This window comes from Antarctobacter aquimaris, from assembly GCF_900184945.1.
Classification (GTDB): Bacteria; Pseudomonadota; Alphaproteobacteria; order Rhodobacterales; family Rhodobacteraceae; genus Maliponia; species Maliponia aquimaris.
Genome location: NZ_FXYF01000011.1, coordinates 1 through 24,195, shown reverse-complemented (window position 1 = coordinate 24,195; position 24,195 = coordinate 1). Strand labels below are relative to the sequence as shown.

The 24,195-nt window shown below is 67.7% G+C and carries 24 protein-coding genes and 1 pseudogene; 14 read left to right on the top strand and 11 right to left on the bottom strand.

Annotated features, from left to right (window positions below; translation table 11 throughout):
- Positions 1–8 precede the first annotated feature (8 nt).
- The 8 genes from sucD to MAA8898_RS17820 all read left to right on the top strand — a co-directional run bounded on the left by sucD (position 9) and on the right by MAA8898_RS17820 (position 9,603).
- On the top strand, positions 9–896 hold the full coding sequence (gene sucD / locus MAA8898_RS17855) for a succinate--CoA ligase subunit alpha (RefSeq protein WP_094022386.1): 888 nt from the start codon (positions 9–11) through the stop codon (positions 894–896).
- Positions 897–1,088: 192 nt separating this feature from the next.
- Entirely contained in the window at positions 1,089–1,454 is a 366-nt protein-coding gene (locus MAA8898_RS17850) for a hypothetical protein (RefSeq protein ID WP_094022385.1), read from the top strand.
- 18 nt (positions 1,455–1,472) lie between these two features.
- Entirely contained in the window at positions 1,473–4,445 is a 2,973-nt protein-coding gene (locus MAA8898_RS17845; protein ID WP_094022384.1) for a 2-oxoglutarate dehydrogenase E1 component, read from the top strand.
- 1 nt (position 4,446) lies between these two features.
- A complete protein-coding gene (gene odhB / locus MAA8898_RS17840) occupies positions 4,447–6,006 on the top strand; it encodes a 2-oxoglutarate dehydrogenase complex dihydrolipoyllysine-residue succinyltransferase (RefSeq protein ID WP_094022383.1) in 1,560 nt (519 codons plus the stop codon).
- An 83-nt stretch (positions 6,007–6,089) separates the two neighbouring features.
- Entirely contained in the window at positions 6,090–7,088 is a 999-nt protein-coding gene (locus MAA8898_RS17835) for a glycosyltransferase family 2 protein (protein ID WP_094022382.1), read from the top strand.
- Positions 7,085–7,483, top strand: coding sequence for an MAPEG family protein (locus tag MAA8898_RS17830; RefSeq protein WP_094022381.1), 399 nt, complete (start codon positions 7,085–7,087; stop codon positions 7,481–7,483). Before MAA8898_RS17835 ends, MAA8898_RS17830 begins: the two co-directional genes overlap by 4 nt.
- A 117-nt stretch (positions 7,484–7,600) precedes the next feature.
- Positions 7,601–8,989 (top strand): dihydrolipoyl dehydrogenase, encoded by a 1,389-nt coding sequence (gene lpdA / locus MAA8898_RS17825; protein ID WP_094022380.1) that lies wholly within the window; start codon positions 7,601–7,603, stop codon positions 8,987–8,989.
- 242 nt (positions 8,990–9,231) lie between these two features.
- Complete coding sequence (locus MAA8898_RS17820) at positions 9,232–9,603, top strand: VOC family protein (RefSeq protein ID WP_094022379.1); 372 nt, start codon at positions 9,232–9,234, stop codon at positions 9,601–9,603.
- A gap of 7 nt (positions 9,604–9,610) precedes the next feature.
- Here MAA8898_RS17820 and MAA8898_RS17815 read toward each other — a convergent pair whose 3' ends face one another.
- Genes MAA8898_RS17815 through MAA8898_RS17800 form a run of 4 tightly spaced genes read right to left on the bottom strand, consistent with a single transcriptional unit; the run spans position 9,611 to position 12,504 of the window.
- Positions 9,611–10,216 (bottom strand): pyridoxamine 5'-phosphate oxidase family protein, encoded by a 606-nt coding sequence (locus MAA8898_RS17815; protein WP_094022378.1) that lies wholly within the window; start codon positions 10,214–10,216, stop codon positions 9,611–9,613.
- On the bottom strand, positions 10,203–10,925 hold the full coding sequence (locus MAA8898_RS17810) for a lysophospholipid acyltransferase family protein (protein WP_245853472.1): 723 nt from the start codon (positions 10,923–10,925) through the stop codon (positions 10,203–10,205). The genes MAA8898_RS17815 and MAA8898_RS17810 overlap by 14 nt, the downstream gene beginning before the upstream one ends.
- Positions 10,925–11,800, bottom strand: coding sequence for a cell division protein FtsX (locus tag MAA8898_RS17805; RefSeq protein WP_094022377.1), 876 nt, complete (start codon positions 11,798–11,800; stop codon positions 10,925–10,927). The genes MAA8898_RS17810 and MAA8898_RS17805 overlap by 1 nt, the downstream gene beginning before the upstream one ends.
- Before the next feature lie 26 nt (positions 11,801–11,826).
- On the bottom strand, positions 11,827–12,504 hold the full coding sequence (locus MAA8898_RS17800) for a cell division ATP-binding protein FtsE (RefSeq protein ID WP_094022376.1): 678 nt from the start codon (positions 12,502–12,504) through the stop codon (positions 11,827–11,829).
- 170 nt (positions 12,505–12,674) lie between these two features.
- Here MAA8898_RS17800 and MAA8898_RS17795 point away from each other — a divergent pair, with 170 nt between their 5' ends.
- Positions 12,675–13,577: a zinc-ribbon domain-containing protein gene (locus MAA8898_RS17795; RefSeq protein ID WP_094022375.1), complete on the top strand. Its 903-nt coding sequence runs from the start codon at positions 12,675–12,677 to the stop codon at positions 13,575–13,577.
- Between the two features lie 93 nt (positions 13,578–13,670).
- On the opposite strand, the gene MAA8898_RS17790 is transcribed toward MAA8898_RS17795, so the two are convergent.
- The 3 genes from MAA8898_RS17790 to MAA8898_RS17780 all read right to left on the bottom strand — a co-directional run bounded on the left by MAA8898_RS17790 (position 13,671) and on the right by MAA8898_RS17780 (position 16,931).
- A complete protein-coding gene (locus MAA8898_RS17790; RefSeq protein WP_094022374.1) occupies positions 13,671–14,936 on the bottom strand; it encodes an ABC transporter permease in 1,266 nt (421 codons plus the stop codon).
- A 67-nt stretch (positions 14,937–15,003) separates the two neighbouring features.
- The gene (locus tag MAA8898_RS17785; protein ID WP_094022373.1) at positions 15,004–15,810 is read right to left on the bottom strand and encodes a taurine ABC transporter ATP-binding protein; all 807 of its coding nucleotides are present in this window, start codon (positions 15,808–15,810) and stop codon (positions 15,004–15,006) included.
- A 125-nt stretch (positions 15,811–15,935) separates the two neighbouring features.
- Entirely contained in the window at positions 15,936–16,931 is a 996-nt protein-coding gene (locus MAA8898_RS17780) for a taurine ABC transporter substrate-binding protein (RefSeq protein ID WP_094022372.1), read from the bottom strand.
- Positions 16,932–17,290: 359 nt separating this feature from the next.
- Between MAA8898_RS17780 and MAA8898_RS17775 the strand changes: the two genes are divergently transcribed.
- From MAA8898_RS17775 to MAA8898_RS17765, 3 genes are all read left to right on the top strand, one after another.
- A complete protein-coding gene (locus MAA8898_RS17775; protein ID WP_094022519.1) occupies positions 17,291–18,682 on the top strand; it encodes an aminotransferase family protein in 1,392 nt (463 codons plus the stop codon).
- The gene (locus MAA8898_RS17770) at positions 18,679–19,395 is read left to right on the top strand and encodes a GNAT family N-acetyltransferase (RefSeq protein WP_094022371.1); all 717 of its coding nucleotides are present in this window, start codon (positions 18,679–18,681) and stop codon (positions 19,393–19,395) included. Before MAA8898_RS17775 ends, MAA8898_RS17770 begins: the two co-directional genes overlap by 4 nt.
- Positions 19,396–19,520: 125 nt before the next feature.
- Positions 19,521–20,117 carry an ImmA/IrrE family metallo-endopeptidase gene (locus MAA8898_RS17765; RefSeq protein WP_176445214.1) on the top strand — a complete coding sequence of 199 codons (597 nt, stop codon included), beginning with the start codon at positions 19,521–19,523 and terminating at the stop codon, positions 20,115–20,117.
- A 132-nt stretch (positions 20,118–20,249) separates the two neighbouring features.
- Here MAA8898_RS17765 and MAA8898_RS17760 read toward each other — a convergent pair whose 3' ends face one another.
- Together MAA8898_RS17760 and MAA8898_RS17755 are read right to left on the bottom strand one after the other, a co-directional pair.
- A complete protein-coding gene (locus MAA8898_RS17760; RefSeq protein ID WP_094022369.1) occupies positions 20,250–20,537 on the bottom strand; it encodes an HU family DNA-binding protein in 288 nt (95 codons plus the stop codon).
- A 133-nt stretch (positions 20,538–20,670) separates the two neighbouring features.
- On the bottom strand, positions 20,671–22,155 hold the full coding sequence (locus tag MAA8898_RS17755) for an AMP nucleosidase (RefSeq protein WP_094022368.1): 1,485 nt from the start codon (positions 22,153–22,155) through the stop codon (positions 20,671–20,673).
- Between the two features lie 78 nt (positions 22,156–22,233).
- Between MAA8898_RS17755 and MAA8898_RS17750 the strand changes: the two genes are divergently transcribed.
- Complete coding sequence (locus MAA8898_RS17750; RefSeq protein ID WP_094022367.1) at positions 22,234–22,653, top strand: VOC family protein; 420 nt, start codon at positions 22,234–22,236, stop codon at positions 22,651–22,653.
- Here the strand turns inward: MAA8898_RS17750 and MAA8898_RS17745 are convergent.
- The gene (locus MAA8898_RS17745) at positions 22,623–23,054 is read right to left on the bottom strand and encodes a hypothetical protein (RefSeq protein ID WP_094022366.1); all 432 of its coding nucleotides are present in this window, start codon (positions 23,052–23,054) and stop codon (positions 22,623–22,625) included. The genes MAA8898_RS17750 and MAA8898_RS17745 overlap by 31 nt on opposite strands.
- A 121-nt stretch (positions 23,055–23,175) precedes the next feature.
- On the opposite strand from MAA8898_RS17745, the gene MAA8898_RS17740 reads away from it, so the two are divergent.
- The gene (locus MAA8898_RS17740) at positions 23,176–23,931 is read left to right on the top strand and encodes a class II aldolase and adducin N-terminal domain-containing protein (RefSeq protein WP_094022365.1); all 756 of its coding nucleotides are present in this window, start codon (positions 23,176–23,178) and stop codon (positions 23,929–23,931) included.
- A gap of 114 nt (positions 23,932–24,045) precedes the next feature.
- Here the strand turns inward: MAA8898_RS17740 and MAA8898_RS26820 are convergent.
- Positions 24,046–24,195, bottom strand: a pseudogene (locus tag MAA8898_RS26820) (IS630-like element ISSpo6 family transposase); the annotation flags it as partial.

The window sequence follows — 24,195 nt, the reverse complement described above, 5'->3', positions numbered from 1 at the left end:
ACGCCACGATGGCAGTCCTCGTCAACGAAAACACCAAGGTCATCTGCCAGGGCTTCACCGGCTCGCAGGGCACCTTTCACTCTGAACAGGCGATCGCCTACGGCACCAAGATGGTCGGCGGCGTCACGCCGGGCAAGGGGGGCACGACCCACCTGAACCTGCCGGTCTTCAACTCGGTCCACGAGGCCAAGCATGTGACCGACGCCAATGCCTCGGTGATCTACGTGCCGCCGCCGTTCGCCGCGGACAGCATCCTCGAGGCGATCGACGCCGAGATGGAGCTGATCATCTGCATCACCGAGGGCATCCCGGTGCTGGACATGATGAAGGTCAAGCGCGCGCTGGAGACCTCGTCCTCGCGCCTCATCGGGCCGAACTGCCCGGGCGTCATCACCCCGGACGCCTGCAAGATCGGCATCATGCCGGGCCACATCCACAAGCGCGGCAAGGTCGGCGTCGTGTCCCGTTCGGGCACGCTGACCTATGAGGCAGTCAAGCAGACCACCGACATGGGCCTGGGCCAGTCCAGCGCCGTGGGCATTGGCGGCGACCCGATCAAGGGGACCGAGCACATCGACGTGCTGAACCTGTTCCTGGACGACCCCGAGACCGAAGCGATCATCATGATCGGCGAGATCGGCGGATCGGCCGAAGAGGATGCCGCCGCCTTCCTGGCCGCCGAAAAGAAGAAGGGCCGCTGGAAGCCGACCGCCGGGTTCATCGCCGGGCGCACCGCCCCTCCGGGCCGCCGTATGGGCCACGCCGGTGCCATTGTCGCCGGCGGCAAGGGCGGCGCCGAGGACAAGATCGAGGCCATGAAGTCGGCCGGGATCGTGGTGGCCGACAGCCCCGCGACGCTGGGCGAGGCCGTGATGAAGGCGATCAAGAACGGCTAGGCGCAACCCGTCCCGGGCCTGTCCCGGGACATCAACGCTGGAGGCCCCGGCGCAAGCCCGGGGCGCGTAGGACCAGATGGCAGACGGTTCGGCAAGATCTCGGCACGCAGCGACCGCCCCCGGACGGGGGCGCGGTGCCGCGCTCTGCCGGGGCGCCGCCATCGTGCCGCCGCTGCCGACGGAGGCCGCGTCATGAGGCGCAACGACACCTCCCCCGCCGGGCGCCCGGGCGTCCCGGGCATCGCGCCGCGCCTGCCATGGCGCGCGATGAACGTGACCATCGGCGGGGTGCTGCTGCTGGCCTGCCTCGCGATCTGGCTGAACGCCGCCGCGCGGCCGCACGCGCTGGACCTGCCGGGCGGGGTGCGGATCGCCGTGCAGGACGCCCCGCCCGGCACCACCCTGCTGACCTATGTGCCCGCCCGGATCGACGAGACCGGGCTGGACGGCTACGCCGCCGCGCTCTGCGGCAGCGGCCGCTACGACATGCAATCCATCCGCCCCACCTGGACCGACCGGCTGCAACACCGCGCCCGCGTCCAGCTGACCTGCCAATAATCGGTAGAGGAGAGACCGATGACCGACCAAAGCCCGAACGACCTCTTCCATGCCTCCTCCTTCATGCAGGGGCACAACGCGGAATACCTCGAACAGATGTACGCCCGCTACGCCGCCGACCCGTCCGCCGTGGATGACGCCTGGGCCGATTTCTTTCGCCAGCTGGGCGATGCCGAGATGGACGTGCAAAAGGAAGCGCAGGGCCCGTCCTGGGCGCGCCGCGACTGGCCGCCGGTGCCCGACGACGACCTGACCGGCGCGCTGACCGGCGAATGGCCGATGCCCGCCGTCCCGGCCGAGGCCAGGGGGGCGGCGAAGAAGATCAAGGAGCAGGCCGATGCCAAGGGCGTGACCGTGTCGGACGAGGTCATCCAGCGCGCCGTGCTGGACAGCATCCGCGCGCTGATGATCATCCGCGCCTACCGCATCCGCGGCCACCTGGCCGCCGATCTCGACCCGCTGGGCCTGCGCGACACCTCGAACCACCCGGAGCTGGACCCCAAGTCCTACGGTTTCACCGAGGCCGACATGGACCGGCCGATCTTTATCGACAACGTGCTGGGTTTGCAGATCGCCTCGCTGCGCGAGATCCTGTCGATCGTCAAACGCACCTACTGCGGCACCTTCGCGTTGCAGTACATGCACATCTCCGACCCCGAGCAGGCCAGCTGGCTCAAGGAGCGGATCGAGGGCTATGGCAAGGAGGTCAAGTTCACCCGCGAGGGGCGCAAGGCGATCCTGAACAAGATGGTCGAAGCCGAAGGCTTCGAGAAGTTCCTGCACGTCAAATACATGGGCACCAAGCGCTTTGGCCTGGACGGCGGTGAAAGCCTGATCCCCGCGATGGAACAGATCATCAAGCGCGGCGGCGCGCTGGGGGTCAAGGAAATCGTCATCGGCATGCCGCACCGCGGCCGCCTGTCGGTGCTGGCCAACGTGATGAACAAGCCCTACAGGGCGATCTTCAACGAGTTCCAGGGCGGCAGCTTCAAGCCCGAGGACGTGGACGGCTCGGGTGACGTGAAATACCACCTCGGCGCCTCGTCCGACCGCGAATTCGACGGCAACACCGTGCACCTGTCGCTGACCGCCAACCCCAGCCACCTCGAGGCGGTGAACCCGGTGGTTCTGGGCAAGGTCCGCGCCAAGCAGGACCAGCTGAACAACCCCGAGCGCACCAAGGTCATGCCGATCCTGCTGCACGGCGACGCGGCCTTTGCCGGCCAGGGCATCGTGGCGGAATGTTTCGCCCTGTCGGGCCTGCGCGGCCACCGCACCGGCGGCACCATCCATGTCGTCGTGAACAACCAGATCGGCTTTACCACGGCGCCGCACTTCTCGCGTTCGTCGCCCTATCCCACCGACAACGCGCTGGTGGTCGAGGCGCCGATCTTTCACGTCAACGGCGATGACCCCGAGGCCGTGGTCCACGCCGCCAAGGTCGCCACCGAGTTCCGCCAGAAGTTCGGCAAGGACGTGGTGATCGACATCTTCTGCTATCGCCGGTTCGGTCACAACGAGGGCGACGAGCCCATGTTCACCAACCCGATCATGTACAACAAGATCAAGAAGCAGAAGACCACGCTGACCCTGTACACCGAGCGGCTGGTCAAGGACGGGCTGATCCCCGAGGGCGAGATCGAGGACATGAAGGCCGCCTTTCAGGCGCAGCTGAACGAGGATTTCGAGGCCGGCAAGGTCTACCGCCCCAACAAGGCGGACTGGCTGGACGGCCGCTGGAGCCACCTCGACAAGCAGAAACAGGGCAAGTACCAGCGCGGCAAGACCGCGATCAAGAAAGAGGCGCTGCGCGACATCGGCAAGGCGCTGACCACGCTGCCCGAGGGCTTCCCGGTGCACAAGACCGTGGCCCGCCTGCTGGAAACCCGCGGCCAGATGTTCGAGACCGGCAAGGGCTACGACTGGGCGACCGCCGAGGCGCTGGCCTTCGGCTCGCTCCAGCTGGAAGGCTACCCGGTGCGGCTGGCCGGCCAGGACAGCACGCGCGGCACCTTTTCGCAGCGTCATTCCGGCATCGTCAACCAGGAGACGGAAGAGCGCTATTACCCGCTCAACCACATCCGCGAGGGCCAGGCGCGGTTCGACGTGATCGACTCGGCGCTGTCGGAATACGCGGTGCTGGGCTTTGAATACGGCTATTCGCTGGCCGAACCCAACGCCCTGACCCTGTGGGAAGCGCAGTTCGGCGATTTCGCCAACGGCGCGCAGATCATGTTCGACCAGTTCATCAGCTCGGGCGAATCCAAGTGGCTGCGGATGTCGGGCCTGGTCTGCCTGCTGCCGCACGGCTTTGAAGGCCAGGGCCCGGAACACAGCTCGGCCCGGCTGGAACGCTTCTTGCAGATGTGCGGCCAGGACAACTGGATCGTCGCCAACTGCTCGACCCCGGCCAACTACTTCCACATCCTGCGCCGCCAGCTGCACCGCTCCTACCGCAAGCCGCTGGTGTTGATGACGCCCAAGTCGCTGCTGCGGCACAAGCTGTGCATCTCGGACGTCGAGGATTTCGTGACCGGCAGCAGTTTCCACCGGGTCCTGTGGGACGACGCGGAAAAGGGCCATTCCGACACCAAGCTGCAACCGGATGACAAGATCAAGCGCGTGGTCATGTGCTCGGGCAAGGTCTACTTCGACCTGCTCGAGGAACGCGATGCACGCGGCATCGACGACATCTACCTGCTGCGGGTCGAACAGTTCTACCCCTTCCCGGCGATCAGCCTGGTCAAGGAATTGGAACGCTTCAAGGGCGCCGAGATGATCTGGTGCCAGGAAGAGCCCAAGAACCAGGGCGCCTGGAGCTTTATCGAGCCCAACATCGAATGGGTGCTGGGCCGCATCGACGCCAAGCACAAGCGGCCCCGCTACGTCGGGCGCGCCACATCGGCCAGCCCCGCCACGGGCCTGGCCAGCCAGCACAAAGCACAGCAAGAGGCGCTCGTGAACGAAGCGCTGACGATGGAAGGAAACTGAGATCATGACCGAAGTACGTGTTCCCACCCTTGGGGAATCGGTGACCGAAGCGACGGTCGCAACCTGGTTCAAGAAGCCCGGCGATGCCGTGGCGGTGGACGAGATGCTGTGCGAACTGGAGACCGACAAGGTCACGGTCGAGGTGCCCTCGCCGGTGGCCGGGACGCTGTCCGAGATCGTCGCCGCCGAGGGCGAGACCGTGGGTGTCGCCGCGCTGCTGGCCAACATCTCCGAAGGCGCCGGCGCGGCCGCCAGCCCCGCCGCGGCCAAGCCCGAAAAGGCCGCCGCCCCGGCAAAACCCGAAAAAGCCGCCGCCCCGGCGGCCGAGGCCAAGGGCGGCGACAGCATCGACGTCATGGTGCCCACCCTGGGCGAGTCGGTGACCGAGGCGACCGTCTCGACCTGGTTCAAGAAGGTCGGCGACGCCGTGGCGCAGGACGAGATGCTGTGCGAGCTGGAGACCGACAAGGTCTCGGTCGAGGTGCCCGCCCCCGTGGCCGGCGTGCTGACCGAGATCCTCGCCGCCGAGGGCGCCACCGTGCAGGCCAACGGCAAGCTGGCGGTGCTGTCCTCCGGCGGCGCCTCGGCCTCGGCTGCGCCCGGCGGAGACGCGGCGGACGGTGAGCAATACACCACCCCGGCCGCCGGCGACGCCGGTCCGGGCAAGGACATCAAGGACGGCCCCGCCGCCGAAAAGGCCATGGCCGAGGCCGGGATCAGCCGTGACCAGGTCACCGGCAGCGGCCGCGACGGCCGCGTGACCAAATCCGACGTCGCCGCCGCCGTGGCCGCCGCCGCCGCGCCGTCGCAGGCCTCGGTCCCGGCGCAGGCGCCGCGCGCCCCGGTCGCCGCCGAGGACGCCGCGCGCGAGGAGCGGGTCAAGATGACCCGCCTGCGCCAGACCATCGCCCGCCGCCTGAAGGACGCGCAGAACACCGCCGCGATCCTGACCACCTACAACGAGGTGGACATGACCGAGGTCATGGCCCTGCGCAACGAATACAAGGAACTGTTCGAGAAGAAGCATGGCGTGAAACTCGGTTTCATGTCGTTCTTCACCAAGGCCTGCTGCCACGCGCTGAACGAGGTCCCCGAGGTCAACGCCGAGATCGACGGCACCGACATCGTCTACAAGAACTTTGTCCACATGGGCATCGCGGCGGGCACGCCGCAGGGCCTGGTGGTGCCGGTGATCCGCGATGCCGACCGGATGAGCTTTGCCGAGATCGAGAAGGCGATCGCCGAAAAGGGCCGCCGCGCCCGCGACGGCAAGCTGTCGATGGCGGAGATGCAGGGCGGCACCTTCACCATCTCGAACGGCGGCGTCTACGGCTCGCTCATGTCCTCGCCGATCCTGAACCCGCCGCAGTCGGGCATCCTGGGCATGCACAAGATCCAGGACCGGCCGATGGTCATCGGCGGCAAGATCGAGATCCGGCCGATGATGTACCTCGCCCTGTCCTACGATCACCGCATCGTCGACGGCAAGGGCGCGGTGACCTTCCTCGTCCGCGTGAAAGAGGCGCTCGAGGATCCGCGCCGCCTGCTGATGGACCTGTAACGGCGGGGGAAACACCGCCCTATGGACGGGTGCGCCAGCGGCGCGCCCGTTCCCCTTTCACAAGGACCCGGACCCCGTCCCCGATGAGCGATGCACACGACAGTCCGCGCAAGGCCCGGCGCATCGCCCTCGCCGCCTGCATGCGCAACGAAGGCCTCTTCCTGCTGGAGTGGCTGGCGCATCACCGTGCGCTGGGCTTCGCTGAGGTCATCGTGGTGACCAACGACATCACCGACGGGTCGGACCTGCTGCTGGACGCGCTGGCGGACAGGGGCCTGGTGACGCATCTGCGGCAGTCCGTCCCCGAGGGCACCGCGCCGCAGGACAGCGGCATGGACCTCGTGCTGTCGCACGCCCGCGCGCAGGGGATCAGCCATCTCCTGCACATCGACAGCGACGAGTTCCTGGTCCTGCATGACGGCACCCTGGCGGACCTGATGGACCGCACCCAGCGCGCCGATGTTGTCCCGATCCCCTGGCGCATGTTCGGCGACAGTGGCGTGACGGACTGGACGCCCGGCGACCTGGTCACGGTGCGCAATACCCGCGCCGAGCCCGCGCCAGAGCCGGGCGTGACCAAGTTCAAGTGCCTGTTCAAGGTCGCCAGCTTTGCCCGCGCCACCGACCACAACCCGCTGGAGCCGCAAACCGACAATCCGTTGGTGCTGACACCGGACGGCGCGCCACTCTCCAACCGTTCGCTGCGACAGCCGAAATCCGCCCGCTTTCGCCCGCACGACATCGCGGCATCCGCAAAGAGCGCGCAATTGTTTCACTACGCGGTCCGGTCGCAGGATTGTTTCCTGATGAAGAACGATCGCGGCGACGGCCAGGGCAAGATGGGCGACACCAAGTACCACCTGAACAGCCACTGGCACCGCAAGGCCAACCGCAACGAGGTCGAGGACCGCACCCTGGCCGACCCCGCGCCTGCGCTGCGCGCCACGCTGGCACACTGGCGCGGCGATCCCGCCATCGCCACGGCCGAACGCGCCTGCCAGGACTGGTTCACCGCCACCCGCGCCCGCCTGCTGACCCCGGAAAACCGCGCCCGCTGGACGCGGGGAAAGGCCACCGCATGACACCCGAACTCACCGCCCTCACGCTGGCCGCGCTGTTGCAGGTGCTGCAATACGTCCTGATGTCGGTGCCCGCCAACCGCGAGCTTGGCACCGGCAAGACCCTGTCGCCGCGCGACGGCATGAACCTGCAAGCCGAGCTGTCGCCACGCACCGCGCGCCTAGTCCGCGCGCTGAACAACCACTTCGAAGGGCTGATCCTGTTCTCGATCGCCGTCTTCGTGATCACCTTCTCGGACCAGGGCAACGGCTTTACCGCCGCCATGTCCCTGCTCTACCTCGCCGCCCGCACGCTCTACATCCCGGCCTACTACTACGGCTGGACGCCCTGGCGCTCGGTCATCTGGATGGTCGGCTTTGTCGCCACCGCCCTCATGCTGCTGGCGGCGCTGGCATGACGCCGCAACACCTCACCACCCGGCCGCATCCTTGGTCCGGAACTATCCCGGGGTGAATGGGCCGCAGGCCCAGAGGGGCAGCGCCCCTCCCCCCGCCGACAACGAAAGGAACATCACATGGCACAATACGACGTCATCGTCATCGGCTCTGGTCCCGGCGGCTACGTGGCCGCCATCCGCGCCGCGCAACTGGGGCTGAAAACCGCCTGCGTCGAGGGACGCGACACGCTGGGCGGCACCTGCCTCAACATCGGCTGCATCCCCTCCAAGGCGCTGCTGCACGCCTCCCACCAGCTGCACGAGGCCGAGCACAACTTTGCCAAGATGGGCCTCAAGGGCAAATCGCCCTCGGTCGACTGGAAACAGATGCTGGCCTACAAGGACGACGTCATCGGCCAGAACACCAAGGGCATCGAGTTCCTGTTCAAGAAGAACAAGATCACCTGGCTCAAGGGCTGGGGTTCGATCCCCGAGGCGGGCAAGGTCAAGGTCGGCGACGAGGTCCACGAGGCGAAGAACATCATCGTCGCCACCGGATCGGAGGCCAGTTCGATCCCCAATGTCGAGATCGACGAAAAGGTGGTGGTCAGCTCCACCGGCGCGCTGGAACTGGCCAAGATCCCGAAAAAGCTCTGCGTGATCGGCGCCGGCGTGATCGGGCTGGAGCTGGGATCGGTCTATGCCCGGCTCGGGTCCGAGGTGCAGGTGATCGAATACCTCGACGCCGTCACGCCGGGGATGGACGCCGAGGTGTCCAAGCAGTTCCAGCGGCTGCTGGCCAAGCAGGGGCTGTCCTTCACCCTGGGTGCGGCCGTGCAGGGCGTCGAGGCGACCAAGACCAAGGCCAAGGTCACCTACAAGCTGCGCAAGGACGACAGCGAACACAGCGTCGATGCCGACGTGGTGCTGGTGGCCACGGGGCGCAAGCCCTACACCGACGGGCTGGGGCTGGAGGACCTCGGGGTCGAGATGATGCCGCGCGGCCAGGTCAAGGTGGACAGCCACTGGCGCACCTCTGTGCCGGGCATCTACGCCATCGGCGACTGCATCGAGGGCCCCATGCTGGCCCACAAGGCCGAGGACGAGGGCATGGCCTGCGCCGAGGTGATCGCCGGCAAGCATGGCCACGTCAACTATGGCGTGATCCCGTCGGTGATCTACACCCACCCCGAGGTGTCCAGCGTGGGCGCCACCGAGGAGCAGCTGAAGAAGGAAGGCCGCGCCTACAAGGTCGGCAAGTTCTCCTTCATGGGCAACGGCCGCGCCAAGGCGAACTTTGCCGGCGACGGGTTCGTCAAGCTGCTGGCGGACAAGGAGACCGACCGCCTGCTGGGCGCGCACATGATCGGCCCGATGGTCGGCGACCTGATCCACGAGATCTGCGTGGCGATGGAATTCGGCGCCTCGGCCGAGGACGTGGCGCTGACCTGCCACGCCCACCCGACCTACTCCGAGGCGGTGCGCGAGGCGGCACTCGCTTGCGGCAGCGGCGCGATCCATATGTAGGTGCCGCTCGTGATGGCGGTGGACGCGGGGGTTTCACACCCCCGCACCCCCGTGGAGGTATTTTCACCAAGAAGAAACAGGCGGGCCAGGCTGCGTCGGGAACGCGGGACGCAAGGCGGCGCTGGCCAGTGGCGGCGGGGCTTTTCACCTATATGCGGGCCACAGTCACCGTGACAGGACAGGCCGCCCCCCGGGGCGGCTTGTTCGTGCTAGGATGACAGGACAACCGAAAGGATCCCGTCATGCAACTGGGCGCGTTTTCCGTCAGCCTCGCGGTCAAGGACCTCGCCGCCTCCCGCAGCTTCTACGAGGCGCTGGGCTTTACCGTCGCGGGGGGCGACGCCGACCAGGGCTGGCTGATCCTGCGCAATTCCGGCACCACCATCGGGCTGTTCGAGGGCATGTTCGAGCGCAACATGCTGACCTTCAACCCCGGCTGGGACCAGATGGCCCAGCCGCTGGAGGCGTTCACCGATGTCCGCGACTTGCAGGCCCAATTGCAGGCGCGCGGCCTGACTCTGACCCAGACCGCCGATCCGGACGGCAGCGGACCGGCCTACCTGACCCTGACCGACCCGGACGGCAACCCGATCCTGATCGACCAGCACCGCTGAGGCGCGCCTACCACATCCGGGGCTTGGCGGCCTCGGGATAGCTGCGGTCGTAGTCCTTGCCGCCCATCTCGCCCTTCGACATGTCGGCGAGGAAATCGCCCATCGTCGGCAGGCCGGTCGAGATGTCGCCGCAGGTCCACATGCCCGAGCGCATCAGCGCCTTGGCACATTGCGGGTAGACCTCGGCCACCTCGACCACGATCACCGTGGCGGGCAGACGCTCGCCCCGGGCGAAGCCCTGCCGCAGCCCGGCGTCGTCGGTGAGGCAGGCGCGGCCGTTGACCCGCAGCGTGGTGTTCGTCCCCGGCACCAGGAACAGCAGCGCGCAGCGCCCGTCCGTCACGATGTCGCGCAGGCAGTCCAGCCGGTTGTTGCCCCACCAGTCGGGCAGCATCAGCGTCCGTTCGTCCGCCACCCGCACCACCGGACCGTCGTCGCCGCGCGGCGAACCGTGCACCCCCTCCGGGCCGACCGTCGACAGCACGGCAAAGCGCGCGCCCTCGATCCAGCGGCGGTAAAGGGGCGTCAGGTGCTGCGCCACCTTGGTCAGCGCGGCGGGGACCGGCGGGCCATAGAGCGCCTCCAGATCGGCAATCGTCTCAAGCCGTCGCATCGAAACCGGCCTCCTTCATGAGCGCGTTGGAGGCGGTTTCGACCTCGCGCTCCAGCCGTTCAAGGAATCGCTCCTTGGTCAGCCCCGGCTGGATCACCGGCAGGAACTGCACCACCGCCAGCCCCGGCTTGCGGTAGATGCCCTTGCGTGGCCAGAACACGCCGACATTGGTGGCGGCGGGGACGCAAGCCTCGCCGGTCTGTTCGTACAGCAGCGCGGCGCCGACCTTGTAGGGCGCCTTGACCCCCGGCGCGATGCGCGTGCCCTGCGGGTAGATGATCAGCTGCCCGGGATCGGCCGAGCCGTCGGCCACGTCGCTCAGCATCTTGGCGATGGCCTGACCGCGCTTGCCGCGCTCGACCGGGACGCAGCCGATGCGCAATGCGTACTGGCCGATGACCGGCATCCACATCAGCTCGCGCTTCATGATGAACTTGCCCGCGGGAACCGCGCCAAAGATCAGGATGATGTCGAGAAAGCTCTGGTGCTTGGCGGCGATCAGCACGTTGCCGGTGGGCACCTCGCCCCGCACCTCGGTGCGCAGGCCCACCATCAGCCGCGCCGTCAGCCGCACCCACTTGCAGTAAGTCCGGCAGGCCGTGCGCGCGCCGTGGCGCGAGACCAGCGCCCAGGGCAGAAAGAGAATCCCCATGATCGCCATCATGGCGTACATCTGGATCACGAACAGGAACGACATCACCCAACGCATCAGGCCAGTTCTCCCAAGACACGGCGCGCGGCCAGTTCGGTGGCAACAAAGGCCACCAGCGCGGCCAGAGGCGGAACGAGCAGCGGCCAGAACCATTGCAGCCCGGCAAAGCGCAGCCCGGTCAGGATGTCCCCGGCGCCGCCACCCACCGGCATCAGCAGCAGCAAGGCCAGCCCGGCGACCGTGCCCAGCGCGGCACCCGTCAGCGTGCGCAGCGTGTAGCGGCGCACGAAGGCCCCGGCGATGTAGCCGTCCGTCGCCCCCACCAGCCGCAAGACCGCGATGACCTGCGCATTGGCGGCCAGCGCGGCATGCGCAGCCAGCGTCACCATCGCCCCGGTGGCGGCACCGATCAGCCCGATCGCCAGCCAGCCCAGCAGGCGCAGCCGGTCCGCCGCCGCCACCAGCGGCCGCCGCCAGCGGCTGTGTTCGTCCAGCACCGCGCCCGGCGCCTCGGCGTGCAACCGCAGGCGCAACCCGTCGGTGTCAAAGCCCTCGCCGCTCTCCTGCACTTCGATCAGCTGCGGCATGGGCAGGCTCTCCAGCGGCAGGTCGGGGCCGAACCAGGGCGCCAGCAGCGCGCGCTGCTCATCCGCCGTCAGCGCCCGCGCCGAGGCGATGCCTGGCGTCTGCTCCAGCACCCGCAGCACCGCGCCGGTCTGCGCCGCCAGCTGGCCCTCGGGGGCCGAGATGCGGATCGTCGAGGCCCGCGCCAGGTCCTCGCCCCAGCTGGTGGCCAGCCGCCCCGCCGCCAGCGACAGCGCCAGCGCAAAGACCGTCAGAAAGGCCATCGCGGCCGAGGTGAACAGCGTCAGCCGCACGGTAAAGCCGGCGGGCGGCACCACCCGGTCGGCACCGGGATCGCGGGGGATCATCCCCTTGAGACGCCTGGCAAGGTCCGTCACAGGTCCACCCCCGCCGCCTGCAGGCTGCCACCGGCGATTCGCAGCACCCGCGCCGAGACCAGGCTTTTCGCCGCGCGGATCAGCATCATGTCATGGGTGGCGATCATCACCGTCTTGCCCATCCGGTTCAGCTCGACCAGCAGGCGCAGCAGGCGCTGCGACATCTCCCAGTCGACGTTGCCGGTGGGCTCGTCCGCCAGGATCACGTCCGGCGACAGGATCAGCGCCCGGGCCAGCGCCGCACGCTGCCGTTCGCCGCCCGACAGCTCGGGCGGCAGGGCATCCCTGCGTCCGGTCAGCCCGACCCAGGTCAGCAGCTCGTTGAGGTTGTCCGCCTGGTCGGGCGAAGCCTGCCCCGACACGGTCAGCGGCAGCGCCACGTTTTCGCCCACCGGCAGGTGATCGAGGAACTGGCAGTCCTGGTGCACCACGCCGATCCGCCGCCGGGCATAGGCCACCGCGTCGCGGTCCATCGTGCGCAGGTCCTCGCCGAACAGGCGGATACCGCCGCCGGTGGGCCGCAGCGCGCCATAGCACAGCTTGAGAAAGGTCGTCTTGCCCGAGCCGGACGGCCCGGTCAGGAAATGGAACGCCCCCGGCGCCAGTTGCAGCGAGATGCCCGCAAGCAGCGCCTCGCCGCTGTAGGAATAGGCCACGTCGTCCAGCTCGATCACGGGCTCTGCCTCTGCCTTGTCATGTGGTGGCAGTTTTGCCCTAGGCGTCAGCCTCTTGCAACGCGGCGCCGGTCGGAAATGGACTTTTCCCGCCGATCCGGGCAGCTTAAGGTTTCAATGACCCGCCGGACTGGCGGGAAAAACGGGACAAGAGACGGGAACATAGCGGAATGCGGCTGGTTTGCCCCAATTGCGGCGCGCAATACGACGTGCCCCTCGAGGTCATCCCCGAAGCGGGACGCGACGTGCAGTGTTCGAGCTGCGGCCACACCTGGTTTCAGAAACGGGTGGCCCAGGCGACCGAGCGGCCGCGCCGCGGCCCCGAGGCGGACACGCCGCCCTCCCCGGCCCCCGCAGCCGCACCAAAGCCAGCAGCCGTGCCAGAACCCGCGCCCGAGACCGCGCCAGAGCCGCCGACCGTGCCGGACCCGGCGCCGAAACGCAGCATCGACCCGGAGATGGCCGAGCTGTTCCGCGAAGAGCGCGAGTACGAGGCGCGCCGCCGCGCCTCCGAGCCGCTGGAAACCCAGGCCGAGCTTGGCCTTACCCCGCCGGACGAGGACGAACAGGCCCGCCGCGCCCGCGAAAGCCGCGAACGCATGGCCAAGATGCGCGGCGACAAGCCCGAAACCCCGATGCCACCCGCCACCCCCGAGCCGCCCGACCGCACGGAAGCCGAAGTGCAGGCCGCCGCTGCGGCCGCCGCCTCGCGGCGCGGCCTGCTGCCGGACGTGGAGGAAATCAACCAGACCCTGCGCGCAACCTCCGAACCGCGGGTCGTCGACCGCGGCGCCTCCAGGCCCGAGGCCGAGCCCGCCGCGCGCGAGACCGGCAGCCCCTTTGCCCGCGGCTTCATGTTGATGGTGCTGCTGGCGGTGCTGCTGGTGGCGGGCTACGTCCTGAAACCCAAGATCGTCGCAACCCTGCCGCAGGCCGAACCGATCCTCGACGCCTACACCGACGCGGTGGACAGGGGCCGCCTGTGGCTCGACGAGACGGTCACCGCCCTGCTCGTGAAGCTCGACAGCCTCAGCTCCGAGGCCGAGGCTCCCGCAGACCCCGCCGGAAACTGAGCCGGCCCCGGGCTTCTTCTTGGCCAAAATACCTCCGGGGGGAGACTGCCGCAGGCAGGCGGGGGGCAGCGCCCCCCTCGCCCGCGCCGCGTGTCAGACCCGCCCCTTCCAGGGCACCAGCGCCTTTTCGGCGATGCGCATCAGGATATCGATGCCGAAACCGATCACCCCGATCAGGATGATCCCCATCAGCACGATGTCGGTCAGCTGGAACTTGGACGCCACCATGATCATCATGCCGGCGCCCTTCTCGGCGGCGACCAGTTCGGCCGCGACCACGGTGCCCCAGCACACCCCCATCGCCACCCGCGCCCCGGTAAAGATCTCCGGCAGCGAGTTCGGCATGATGACGTGGCGCATGATCTGGAACTTGGACGCGCCCAGCGAATAGGCCGCGTGCACCTTGGAAATCGCCACGCCCGAAACCCCCGCCCGCGCGGCGATGGCCATGATCCAGAGCGCCGCCAGGAACAGCAGGATGATCTTGCCCAGTTCGCCGATGCCCGCCCAGATGATCACCAGCGGGATCAGCGCCAGCGGCGGCACCGGGCGCATGAACTCGACAATCGGGTCGAACCAGCCGCGGAACCAGTTCGACAGGCCCATGGCATAGCCCAGCGGGATGCCCACCAGCGCGCCAAAGAAAAAGCCCACGACCACGCGGAACAACGAATAGCCCAGGTGTTCCCACAGCGTCGAATCGCGGTAGCCCTGGTCGGCGATCTCGGCCAGCCGGGCCACCACCGCCTCGGGCGGCGGCAGCCAGATCGGCTCCATCTGCCAGCCCTTGGCCGGCTCGAAGTTCAGCGTGCCCTTGGGTGACATGCCGACGCGGCCGAACTCGGTCTCGACCGATTGGCCCGGGGCGATCGGCTGTCCGTTCACCGCCACCACGGTGTGCCCGGCGTCGCGCCCGACCTCGTCGTTCCGGTCCACCCGGACCAGCCCCGAGCGCCAGGCGCCCACGGTGTCGGCGTCGTTCTTGGCCCAGCCCTCGCCCGGCTCGACCACCGGAACCTCGACATCGGTGCCCACCTGGAAGACCCGCACCGTCACGGTCGCGTCGTTGGGCTCCTGCCCCTCCGCCGTGGCGGTGTAGGTGAAGGTGGCGTCGCCGATGAACGGCCCCGGCGCGTGCAGAAAGCCTGGCACCATCTTGGAGCCGGTGAAGGCGCCCCAGAGCAGAAAGATCGACAGCACCGAGATCACGCTGGCGATGCGGTTCGGCGTGACCGCCGATTCGTCGCCGAATGTCACTGTCTTGAGCGAGGTGTAGTCGGTCACCGTCTTGTGGACGACGAATTTCACCACGAAGAAGGACACCACGAAGATGGCGATGTAGATTGCAAAGACGATCATAGTGCCTGCTCCACCCGGACCAATTGTGCCTGCTCCGCCAGGGCCGTTGTGACTGACGCGTTCCGGTTCATGCGCTTTCCTCCGCGCGGCCCATGATTTCCTCTTCCATGTCCCAGATCATGCCCAGGATCTCCTCGCGCCGCTGGCCGAACTCGGGGTGCTTCTTGACCTGGCGCAGGTCGGAATTCACCCCCATGTCGGCAAAGGGCAGCCGGTATTCGCGGTGGATGCGGCCGGGGCGCGGCGCCATGACCAGCAGCCGTTCGCCCAAGAGCAGCGCCTCTTCGACCGAGTGGGTGATCAGGATGATGGTCTTGCCGGTCTCCTTCCAGAGCTTCAGCACCAGGCCCTGCATCTTTTCGCGGGTCAGCGCGTCCAGCGCGCCCAATGGTTCGTCCATCAGGATCACGTCCGGGTCATTGGCCAGACAACGCGCCAGCGCCACGCGCTGCTGCATGCCGCCCGACAGCTCGTAGACGGCTTTTTCCTTGAAGTCGCGCAGGCCGACCACGTCCAGCAGGTGGTCGACGTGGCTGCCCCAGTCGGCCTCGCGCCGCCCGGCCATGCGGGGGCCGAAACTGACGTTGTCGCGCACGTTCATCCATTCGAACAGCGCGCCCTGCTGGAACACCATGCCGCGTTCGGCGTCCGGGCCCTTGACCTGGTGGCCGTTCAGGGTGATCTCGCCCGAGGTGGGGGCCAAAAAGCCCGCGACGATGTTCAGCAGCGTGGTCTTGCCGCAGCCCGAAGGGCCGAGGACGCTGAGCAGCTCGCCCTCGGCGAGCGTCAGCGAGACGTCCTTGAGCGCCTGCACCGAAGCGCCGTTGGGCAGGTCGAACCGCATGGAGATCTTGTCGATGGACAATCCGCTCATGGCCTGAGGTCTCTCTGTCGGTGTCAGGGGTGGGGGAAAGGCGTTTGCAAACGCCTTTCCAAAGGTTTTTCTCAAAACCTTTGCCACCGGGGTCGCCCTGCGGGCGCCCGCGGTGGCCTGTGGCCTTACATGCCGCCGGCCGCGCCGAGCGGGCCGGTGTTCACGTGGTCGACATAGCTGTCGAGCGCCTTGTCGATGGATCCCGCCGCGACGAACACGTCGGCCACGCCCTTCATGAACTCCTGCGCGCCGCCGCCCAGCCACTTGGCGGTCAGCTGCTCTTCCACCGTCGGGAAGATGAAGGTCGAGATCGTCGCCATGGTGGCGTCCGGGTCCATGCCGGCGTCCTTGGCGATGACCGGCAGCATCATCTCGTGGTTGGCGGCATCGGCCCACATGGCGTTCGCCTCGGCCGTCACCTTGAGAAAGGCGGTCACGGTGTCCGAATTCTCGGCGACCCAGCCGGACGGGCCGGAGGTCACGTCGAACACCAGGATGCCCAGGTCTTCCTTTTCGGCGCCGGTCAGCAGCGCGTTGCCGTGTTCCTTCATGCGGCGCAGCGAGCCACCCCAGCCGCAGGCCATGTCGACCGATCCCTGGGCCAGCGCGGCGGCACCGTCCGGCGGCGCCATGTCGACCACTTCCATGGTCGCGATGTCGACGCCGAAGTGGTCCATCTGCTTGAGGAAACCGTAGTGCGCCGCGGTGCCCAGCGGCACGGCGACCTTCTTGCCTTCCAGTTCCTTGGCCGAGGTCTTGTCGATCTCGAGCGCTTCACGCACCACGCAGTTGTCGTTTTCCGAGTAGCTCACCGCCACGTCGAGGATCTGCAGGTCCTGCCCCGCCGAGGTCGCCACCACGAAGGGCGGCACGCCCTGGCTGACGCTCAGCTGCACGTCGCCCGAGGCCATCGCGGCGGACATCGCGGTGCCGGTGTCAAAGCTGACCCAGTTGACGGTCATGCCCATGGCCTCGTCGTACATGCCGGTGGCCTTGGCGTACTGGAACGGCATCGGCCATTCCAGGAAGTAGCCCACGGTGATGTCCGCCGAAGCGGCCTGCGCGCCGGTCAGCAGGGCCAGGCCCGCGGTCGCCGCCTTGAGGGTGGTCTTGAAAGTCATTGTCATTCTCCCGGTTGTGTCCGCCGTGGCCAGCGGGTCAATTGTGATGCCGCAAGGTGCGGCGGCGCCTCGTTTCGGACGCCCTGCCCAATTCCGACCGGAAAACAGGCAGCGGATCAACGGTTTTTCCGGGCCAGGGGCCGGATTTGTCGAGACCGGCCGCCACATTCGAAAATCGTGAAACCACCCATCCGACTGGAATCGCAGGGGAACCGTATCCATGGCGGTGGCGGTTCGCCGCGCATGAGCGCAAACTGGCATGATACGAGTCCGAAATCTGGACCTAACCGCTGCCCATCATTCTGGCACATGTGCTAATGTCCCGCGCACGCGATACAGCAGCCATGGAGGGCTTTCAGATGGACGGCACCTATTCGCAGAACGACCTCACCCGTGTGGTGGAGGCCGACAAGGCCCATGTCTGGCATCACCTGATCCAGCACAAGCCCTTCGAATCCAAGGACCCGAACATCATCATCGAGGGCAAGGGCATGCGCGTCTGGAACCAGGCGGGCAAGGAGCACCTCGACGCGGTCTCCGGCGGCGTCTGGACGGTCAACGTCGGCTATGGCCGCGAACGGATCGCCCGCGCGGTCTATGACCAGCTGATGCGGGTGAACTATTTTGCCGGTTCCGCCGGATCGGTGCCGGGCGCGCTGTTCTCGCAGCGGCTGATCGAAAAGATGCCGGGCATGACCCGCGTCTATTACTGCAACTCCGGCTCCGAGGCCAACGAGAAGGCCTTCAAGATGATCCGCCAGATCGCGCACAAGCGGTACGGCGGCAAGAAGCACAAGATCCTGTACCGCGACCGCGATTACCACGGCACCACCATCGCCTGCCTGTCGGCCGGCGGCCAGGATGAGCGCAACGCCCAGTACGGGCCCTACACCCCCGGTTTCGTCCGCGTGCCGCACTGCCTGGAATACCGCAAGCACGAGCAGGACGGCGCGCCCTCCGAGCATTACGGCGAATGGGCCGCCGACCAGATCGAACAGATCATCCTGCGTGAAGGCCCAGACACCGTGGGCGGGCTGTGCCTTGAGCCGGTGACCGCGGGCGGCGGCGTCATCGTCCCGCCCGAGGGCTACTGGCAGAAGGTCCAGGAGATCTGCCGCAAGTACGACATCCTGCTGCACATCGACGAGGTGGTCTGCGGCGTCGGCCGGACCGGCACCTGGTTCGGCTACCAGCACTACGGCGTGCAGCCGGATTTCGTGACCATGGCCAAGGGCGTCGCCTCGGGCTATGCCGCCATCGCCTGCTGCGTGACTTCCGAACGCGTGTTCGAGATGTTCAAGGACGATGCCAGCGATCCGATGAACTATTTCCGCGACATCTCGACCTTTGGCGGCTGCACCGCCGGGCCGGCGGCGGCGCTGGAAAACCTGTCGATCATCGAGGAAGAGGACCTGCTGGGCAACACCGTGGCGATGGGCGACTACATGCTCGACCAGCTGCGCGCGCTGCAGGACCGCCACGCGGTGATCGGCGACGTGCGCGGCAAGGGCCTGTTCCTGGGCGCAGAACTGGTGACGGACCGCCAGACCCGCGACCCGCAGCCCGAGGCCCGCGTACAGGCCGTCGTGGCCGACTGCATGGGCCAGGGCGTGATCATCGGCGCGACCAACCGCTCGGTCCCCGGCAAGAACAACACGCTGTGCTTCTCGCCCGCGCTGATCGCCACCAAGGACGACATCGACCACATCCTGTCGGCGGTGGACGGTGCGCTGACCCGCGTCTTCGGATGACCGAAACCAACGCGCTCGGGCAGCCTGTCGGGCTGCCCGTGACCGGCGTCTTTCCCCGGCCCCGCCCGCCCCATGCCACGCTGCAAGGGCGCCATGGCCGGCTGGAGCCGCTGCGCGAACACCACGCCGAGGGGCTGTTCGCGGCCTTTGCCGAGGACAGCCAGGGGCACGGCTGGACCTACCTGCCCATCGCCCCCTGGCAGGACGTGGACGAGGCGCGCCGCTGGTGTCGCACCGGACAGGGCAGCGCCGATCCGCAGTTCTACTGCATCGCCGACAACGCGGGCGAGCCGCAGGGCTTCTGCTCGCTGCTGCGCATCGCGCCCGAGGTGGGCAGCGTCGAGGTCGGTTACATCCACTACGCGCCGCGGCTGCAACGCACCCGGCTGGCGACCGAGGCGATGGTCCTGCTGATGCGCCTTGCCTTCGACGATCTGGGCTATCGCCGCTACGAATGGAAATGCGACGCGCTGAATGCGCCGTCGCGGGCGGCGGCGGTGCGGCTGGGCTTCACCTTCGAAGGCGTCTTCCGGCAGGCGACCATCACCAAGGGGCGCAACCGCGACACCGCCTGGTACGCGATCCTGGACAGCGAATGGCCGGCGCTGCGCGGCGCCTTCGACACGTGGCTGGCACCGGAAAACTTCGACGCCGACTCGCGCCAGCGCCAGTCGCTGAGCACGCTGACCGCTGCGGCCCTGGCCACGGTCTGACCGGCAATAGCCCGGACAATCCGACCGATCGCGGCATCCCTTCAGGAATCGGAAACCCCCGGCGTGACACAAACGGGCACCCCGGCCCGCCCGGCCGGGCCCCGTTTGCCGCAGCGGAGGCGCCGATGCCGACCAGATACCCCAGCTACCCCTACGTGGAGCCGCAGGCCGCCGGCGTCACCGACGAGGAGATCGACCAGGTCATCGCCGACATGATGTCGCAGACGCCGGGCCTGACCCTGCGCGACGGCGGGCCGCTGGACCCGCTGTGCCGCGCGCTGAACGTCGACCTGGAATACTCCGGCCCGCCGCATGACGTGCTGCTGGACGTGCCGCTGCACCGCAAGGCCTGCATCTACCTGCCGAAGAAGGGCAAGCCGCGGCAGGACCGTTTCATCGCCGCGATGGGGGTGGGCCACTGGATCCTGCAGGTGCCCCTCACCCGCGAGGCGCATCCCGGCTGCGGCATCCAGGCGCTGCACAAGCCCGCCAGCCGCGATGCCCTGCGCGAGGCGGTGCGCTTTGCCCGCATCCTGCTGATGCCCCGGCAGGAGTTCATGGCGCTGTGGTACGAAGGCCGGGCCAACCTGGTGGCCGACACGCTGAACGTGCCCACCCAGGTGGTCTATGAACGCGCCACCATGCTCGACATCCCGACCGAGGATACCGAAGGGTCCAAGTACCACTGGGCCGAGCGTGGCCACGTCTCGCAGGGGTTCTAGCCGGCGGTCCGCCCGGACCCTGAAATCGGCCGGAGATGATCAGAACCGGACATGATCAGGGCCAGACATGGAAAAGGGCCGCCGAAGCGACCCTTCTGACCCCTGCGGCCCCTGACGGGACCGGCAAGGCGATCAGGCGTTCACGCTGTCCTTCAGCGCCTTTGCAATGGTCACCTTGACCTGCTTGTCCGCCTCTTTCTTGAACTGCTCGCCGGTGGCAGGGTTGCGCACCATGCGCTCGGGGCGCTCGCGGCAGTAGATCTTGCCCACGCCCGGCAGGGTCACGGCACCGCCCGCGGCCACTTCGGCCGTGATCAGGTCCGTCAACGCGTCAAGCGCGGCGCCTGCCGTCTTCTTGTCCGCGTCCATCTTTTCCGCCAGCGCTGCGACCAGTTGCGTCTTGGTCATCGGTTTCGCCATTTCATGGTCTCCTTCACCGCCCGTTTCTCTTTGGGCCTCTGCGGCGGAATAAAACCGGATGTTGAGGCGAAACACAACGATTAGGGGGCCTCCGGAAGGCGACAAAGTGCATTTTGTGCCAGTTTCCGCCGCGTCAAAGGAACGCGGTTTCCTCGAAACTGCGCAATTTCCGGCTGTGGATGCGTTCCAGCGGCATTTCACGCAGCGCCTCCATGGCGCGAATCCCGATGCGCAGATGCCGGATGACCTGGGTCTTGTAGAAATCCGTGGCCATGCCGGGCAGCTTCAACTCGCCGTGCAGGGGCCGGTCCGAGACGCACAGCAGCGTCCCGTAAGGCACCCGAAAGCGAAAGCCGTTGGCGGCGATGGTGGCGCTTTCCATGTCCAGCGCGATGGCCCGCGACTGGCTGAGCCGCTTGACCGGGCCGCTGTATTCGCGCAACTCCCAGTTGCGGTTGTCCAGCGTCGCCACGGTGCCGGTGCGCATCACCCGCTTCAGCTCGAAGCCGGACAGCCGGGTCTCCTGCGCCACGGCCCCCTCCAGCGCGATCTGGATTTCCGCCAGCGCCGGGATCGGCACCCAGACCGGCAGGTCGTCGTCCAGCACCTTGTCCTCGCGCAGGTAGGCATGGGCCAGCACGTAGTCGCCCAGGCTCTGCGAGTTGCGCAGCCCGGCGCAGTGCCCGACCATCAGCCAGGCATGCGGCCGCAGCACGGCGATGTGGTCGGTCGCGGTCTTGGCGTTGGACGGGCCGACGCCGATGTTGACCAGCGTGATGCCGCCCTGCTTGGGCCGCTTGAGGTGATAGGTGGGCATCTGCGGCATGCGGTCCGGCTGCGCCAGCGGCGCGTCGGGATCGGTGATCTCGGCGTTGCCGGTGCTGACAAAGCTGGTGTAGCCGCTGTCGGGGTCGGCCAGCATGGCGCGGGCGTAGGCCTCGAACTCGCTGACGTAGAACTGGTAATTGGTGAACAGCACGTGGTTCTGGAAATGCACCGGGTCGGTCGCCGTGTAATGCGCCAGCCGCGCCAGCGAATAGTCCACCCGCTGCGCGGTAAAGGGCGCCAGCGGCAGCGCGCCGTCCTCGGCCGGCTCGGCCTCGCCGTTGACGATGTCGTCGTTGGTGGTCGACAGGTCCGGCACGTCGAACACGTCGCGCAGCGCGAAATCGGCCGCGCCCTCCTGCGGGACGGTCACATCGGGGAAATTCGCCACCGCGAAATGCACCGGCATCGGCGTGTCCGACACCCCGATGCGCACCCGGACGCGGTGGTTGTGCAGCAGCAGGCTGATCTGCTGGGTCAGGTAATGGCGAAACAGGTGCGGCCGCGTGACCGTGGTGGCATAGGTGCCCGGCATGGTCACGTGGCCAAAGCTGAGCCGGCTGTCGATCTTGTCGAACCGCGTCGTCGTCAGGCGGATCTCCGGGTAGAAGGCGCGCAGCCGCACGCCCGGGTGCCCTTCGGCCATGGCCTTGAGAAAGGTGTCGCGCAGGAATCCCGCCGCCGCGTCGTACAGTTCGCACAGCCGCGCGACCGCGGCCTCGGCGTTGTCAAAGCTTTCCGGCGCCGGGATCTCCGGCGTGACGATGTCCAGTGTCGTGGCCGTGTCCTGCATGTCTGCCCCCTGTTTGGCGGCAAGGTTGACAGGGTGTTGCGGCAGGTTCAAGCTGCCGAAAGGGTCACAGGTGCTGACATGGATTACGAGAGCGTCCCGGCGGCGGACTTCGGCGCATCGCTGCGCGGGCTGGGGCTGAACCTGCTGGTGTCGGATGTGCCCGCGCGCTGCGCGATGTTGCAGGCCGTCTTTGGCATGAGTGGGCACCGGGTCAGCCGCGATTTCGCCATCCTGCGCTATGGGGCGGCCGTGTTCCAGCTGCACGCCGACCACACCTATTTCGCCAATCCGCTGCTCGGGCTGCTGCCCGAGGCCGGAGCGCGCGGCGCGGGCGCGGAACTGCGCCTCTACGACAGCGACCCGGACACAGCGGCGGCCCTGGCCGAGGAACACGGGATGCACATCCTGCAACCGCCCACGGACAAGCCGCACGGGTTGCGCGAGGCCTACCTGCTGTGCCCGGACGGCTATGCCTGGGTGCCGTCGCGCCCGCTATGACCGCGGTCCTGGCGCAGCAACAGCAGCAGCGGAATCGCCGCGAACACCAACTGCCCGGCCAGCCCCGGCAGCGCATCGGGCCGCAGCATGGCCGCGAGGTAAGTGGCGGGCGGCAGTCCGAAGAGCGCGGCCGCCAGCAGGAATTCACCCGCCATCAGCACCGCGAAGCCCAGCGCCCCCATGGCCACCCGCGCCCCGGACCGCGCGGGCACCTGCCGCCGATCCACCAGGAAACGCGCCACCAGCCAGCTGATGATCAGCATGAAGGGCAGTTCGATCAGCACCGCCGTGACCGGGCTGACGTAGGGCAGCAGCAGGATGGTGCGCAGGGTGCCCAGCACAAAGCCGAAGCCGAAGACGATCAGGCCGTAGGACAGTCCGGCGGACAGGATGCGGTGCATGGCGAACCTCTCGGGGATGATCCGCGCAGAGTTCCCCAGGCGGCGTCCCGATGCAAGTGCCGCAGCGTTTGACAAGCCTCGCGGGCGCGGCCACTCTTTGCCGCACAAGGGGAGAGCCGCCATGAACGCACCAAGGAATGTTGCCAACATCGACCACTGGCAGGAACGAGTCGACCTTGCCGCCGCCTTTCGCTGGACCGTCCGGCTGAACATGCACGAGGCAGTGGCCAACCATTTCAGCCTGTCGATCAACGAGGACGGGACCAAGTTCTTGATGAACCCGGACCGGGTGCATTTCTCGCGCATCCGCGCGTCGGACCTGCTGGTGGTGGACGCCAACGACCCCGACACGCTGAACCGCCCCGGCGCGCCGGACCCGACCGCCTGGGGCCTGCACGGCGGGCTGCACCGGCACTGCGCACACGCGCGCTGCGCGATGCACGTGCATTCGGTCCATGCGACCGTGCTGGCCTGCCTCAAGGACAAGCGCCTGCCGGCGCTGGACCAGAACGCGGCGATGTTCTTCAACCGCCAGGCGGTGGACGACCAGTACGGCGGTCTCGCCTTCGAGGAGGAAGGCGTGCGCTGCGCCCAGCTGATGGCCGATCCCAAGGTCAAGACGCTGATCATGGGCAACCACGGCATCATGGTGATCGGCGACACCGTGGCCGAGACCTTCAACCGGCTCTACATGTTCGAACGCGCGGCACAGGTCTACATCACCGCGTTGCAGACCGGGCAGCCGCTGGCCATCCTGTCCGACGAGATCGCCGAGAAGACCGCGCGCGAGATCGAGGAGTATCCCGGCGGCGATCACCATCACCTGGACGAGTTGAAGGCGATCCTGGACGAGGAAGGCTCCAACTACGCCACCTGAGCCCCGTGTCGGCGGCGCGGGGGGCGCTGCCCCCGCCGCCCCTGCGGGGCGACTCCCCTGGGAGTATTTGAACAGAGAAGAAGCCCGGGGAGGCGCGTCTAGAGCATCGTCCACTTAATCTGCAACATAACCGGCAGCCTTGAAGAGGTTTCGGCACTCGTTTGGCGGGAAGAGGTCGCATGTTTGTGCGACGGATTGGAAAAGCGCGTCGAAGGTGCGGGCTTTGAGCCGTCGCAGGTGTGCCTTGAGTTTTGAGGACGCCAT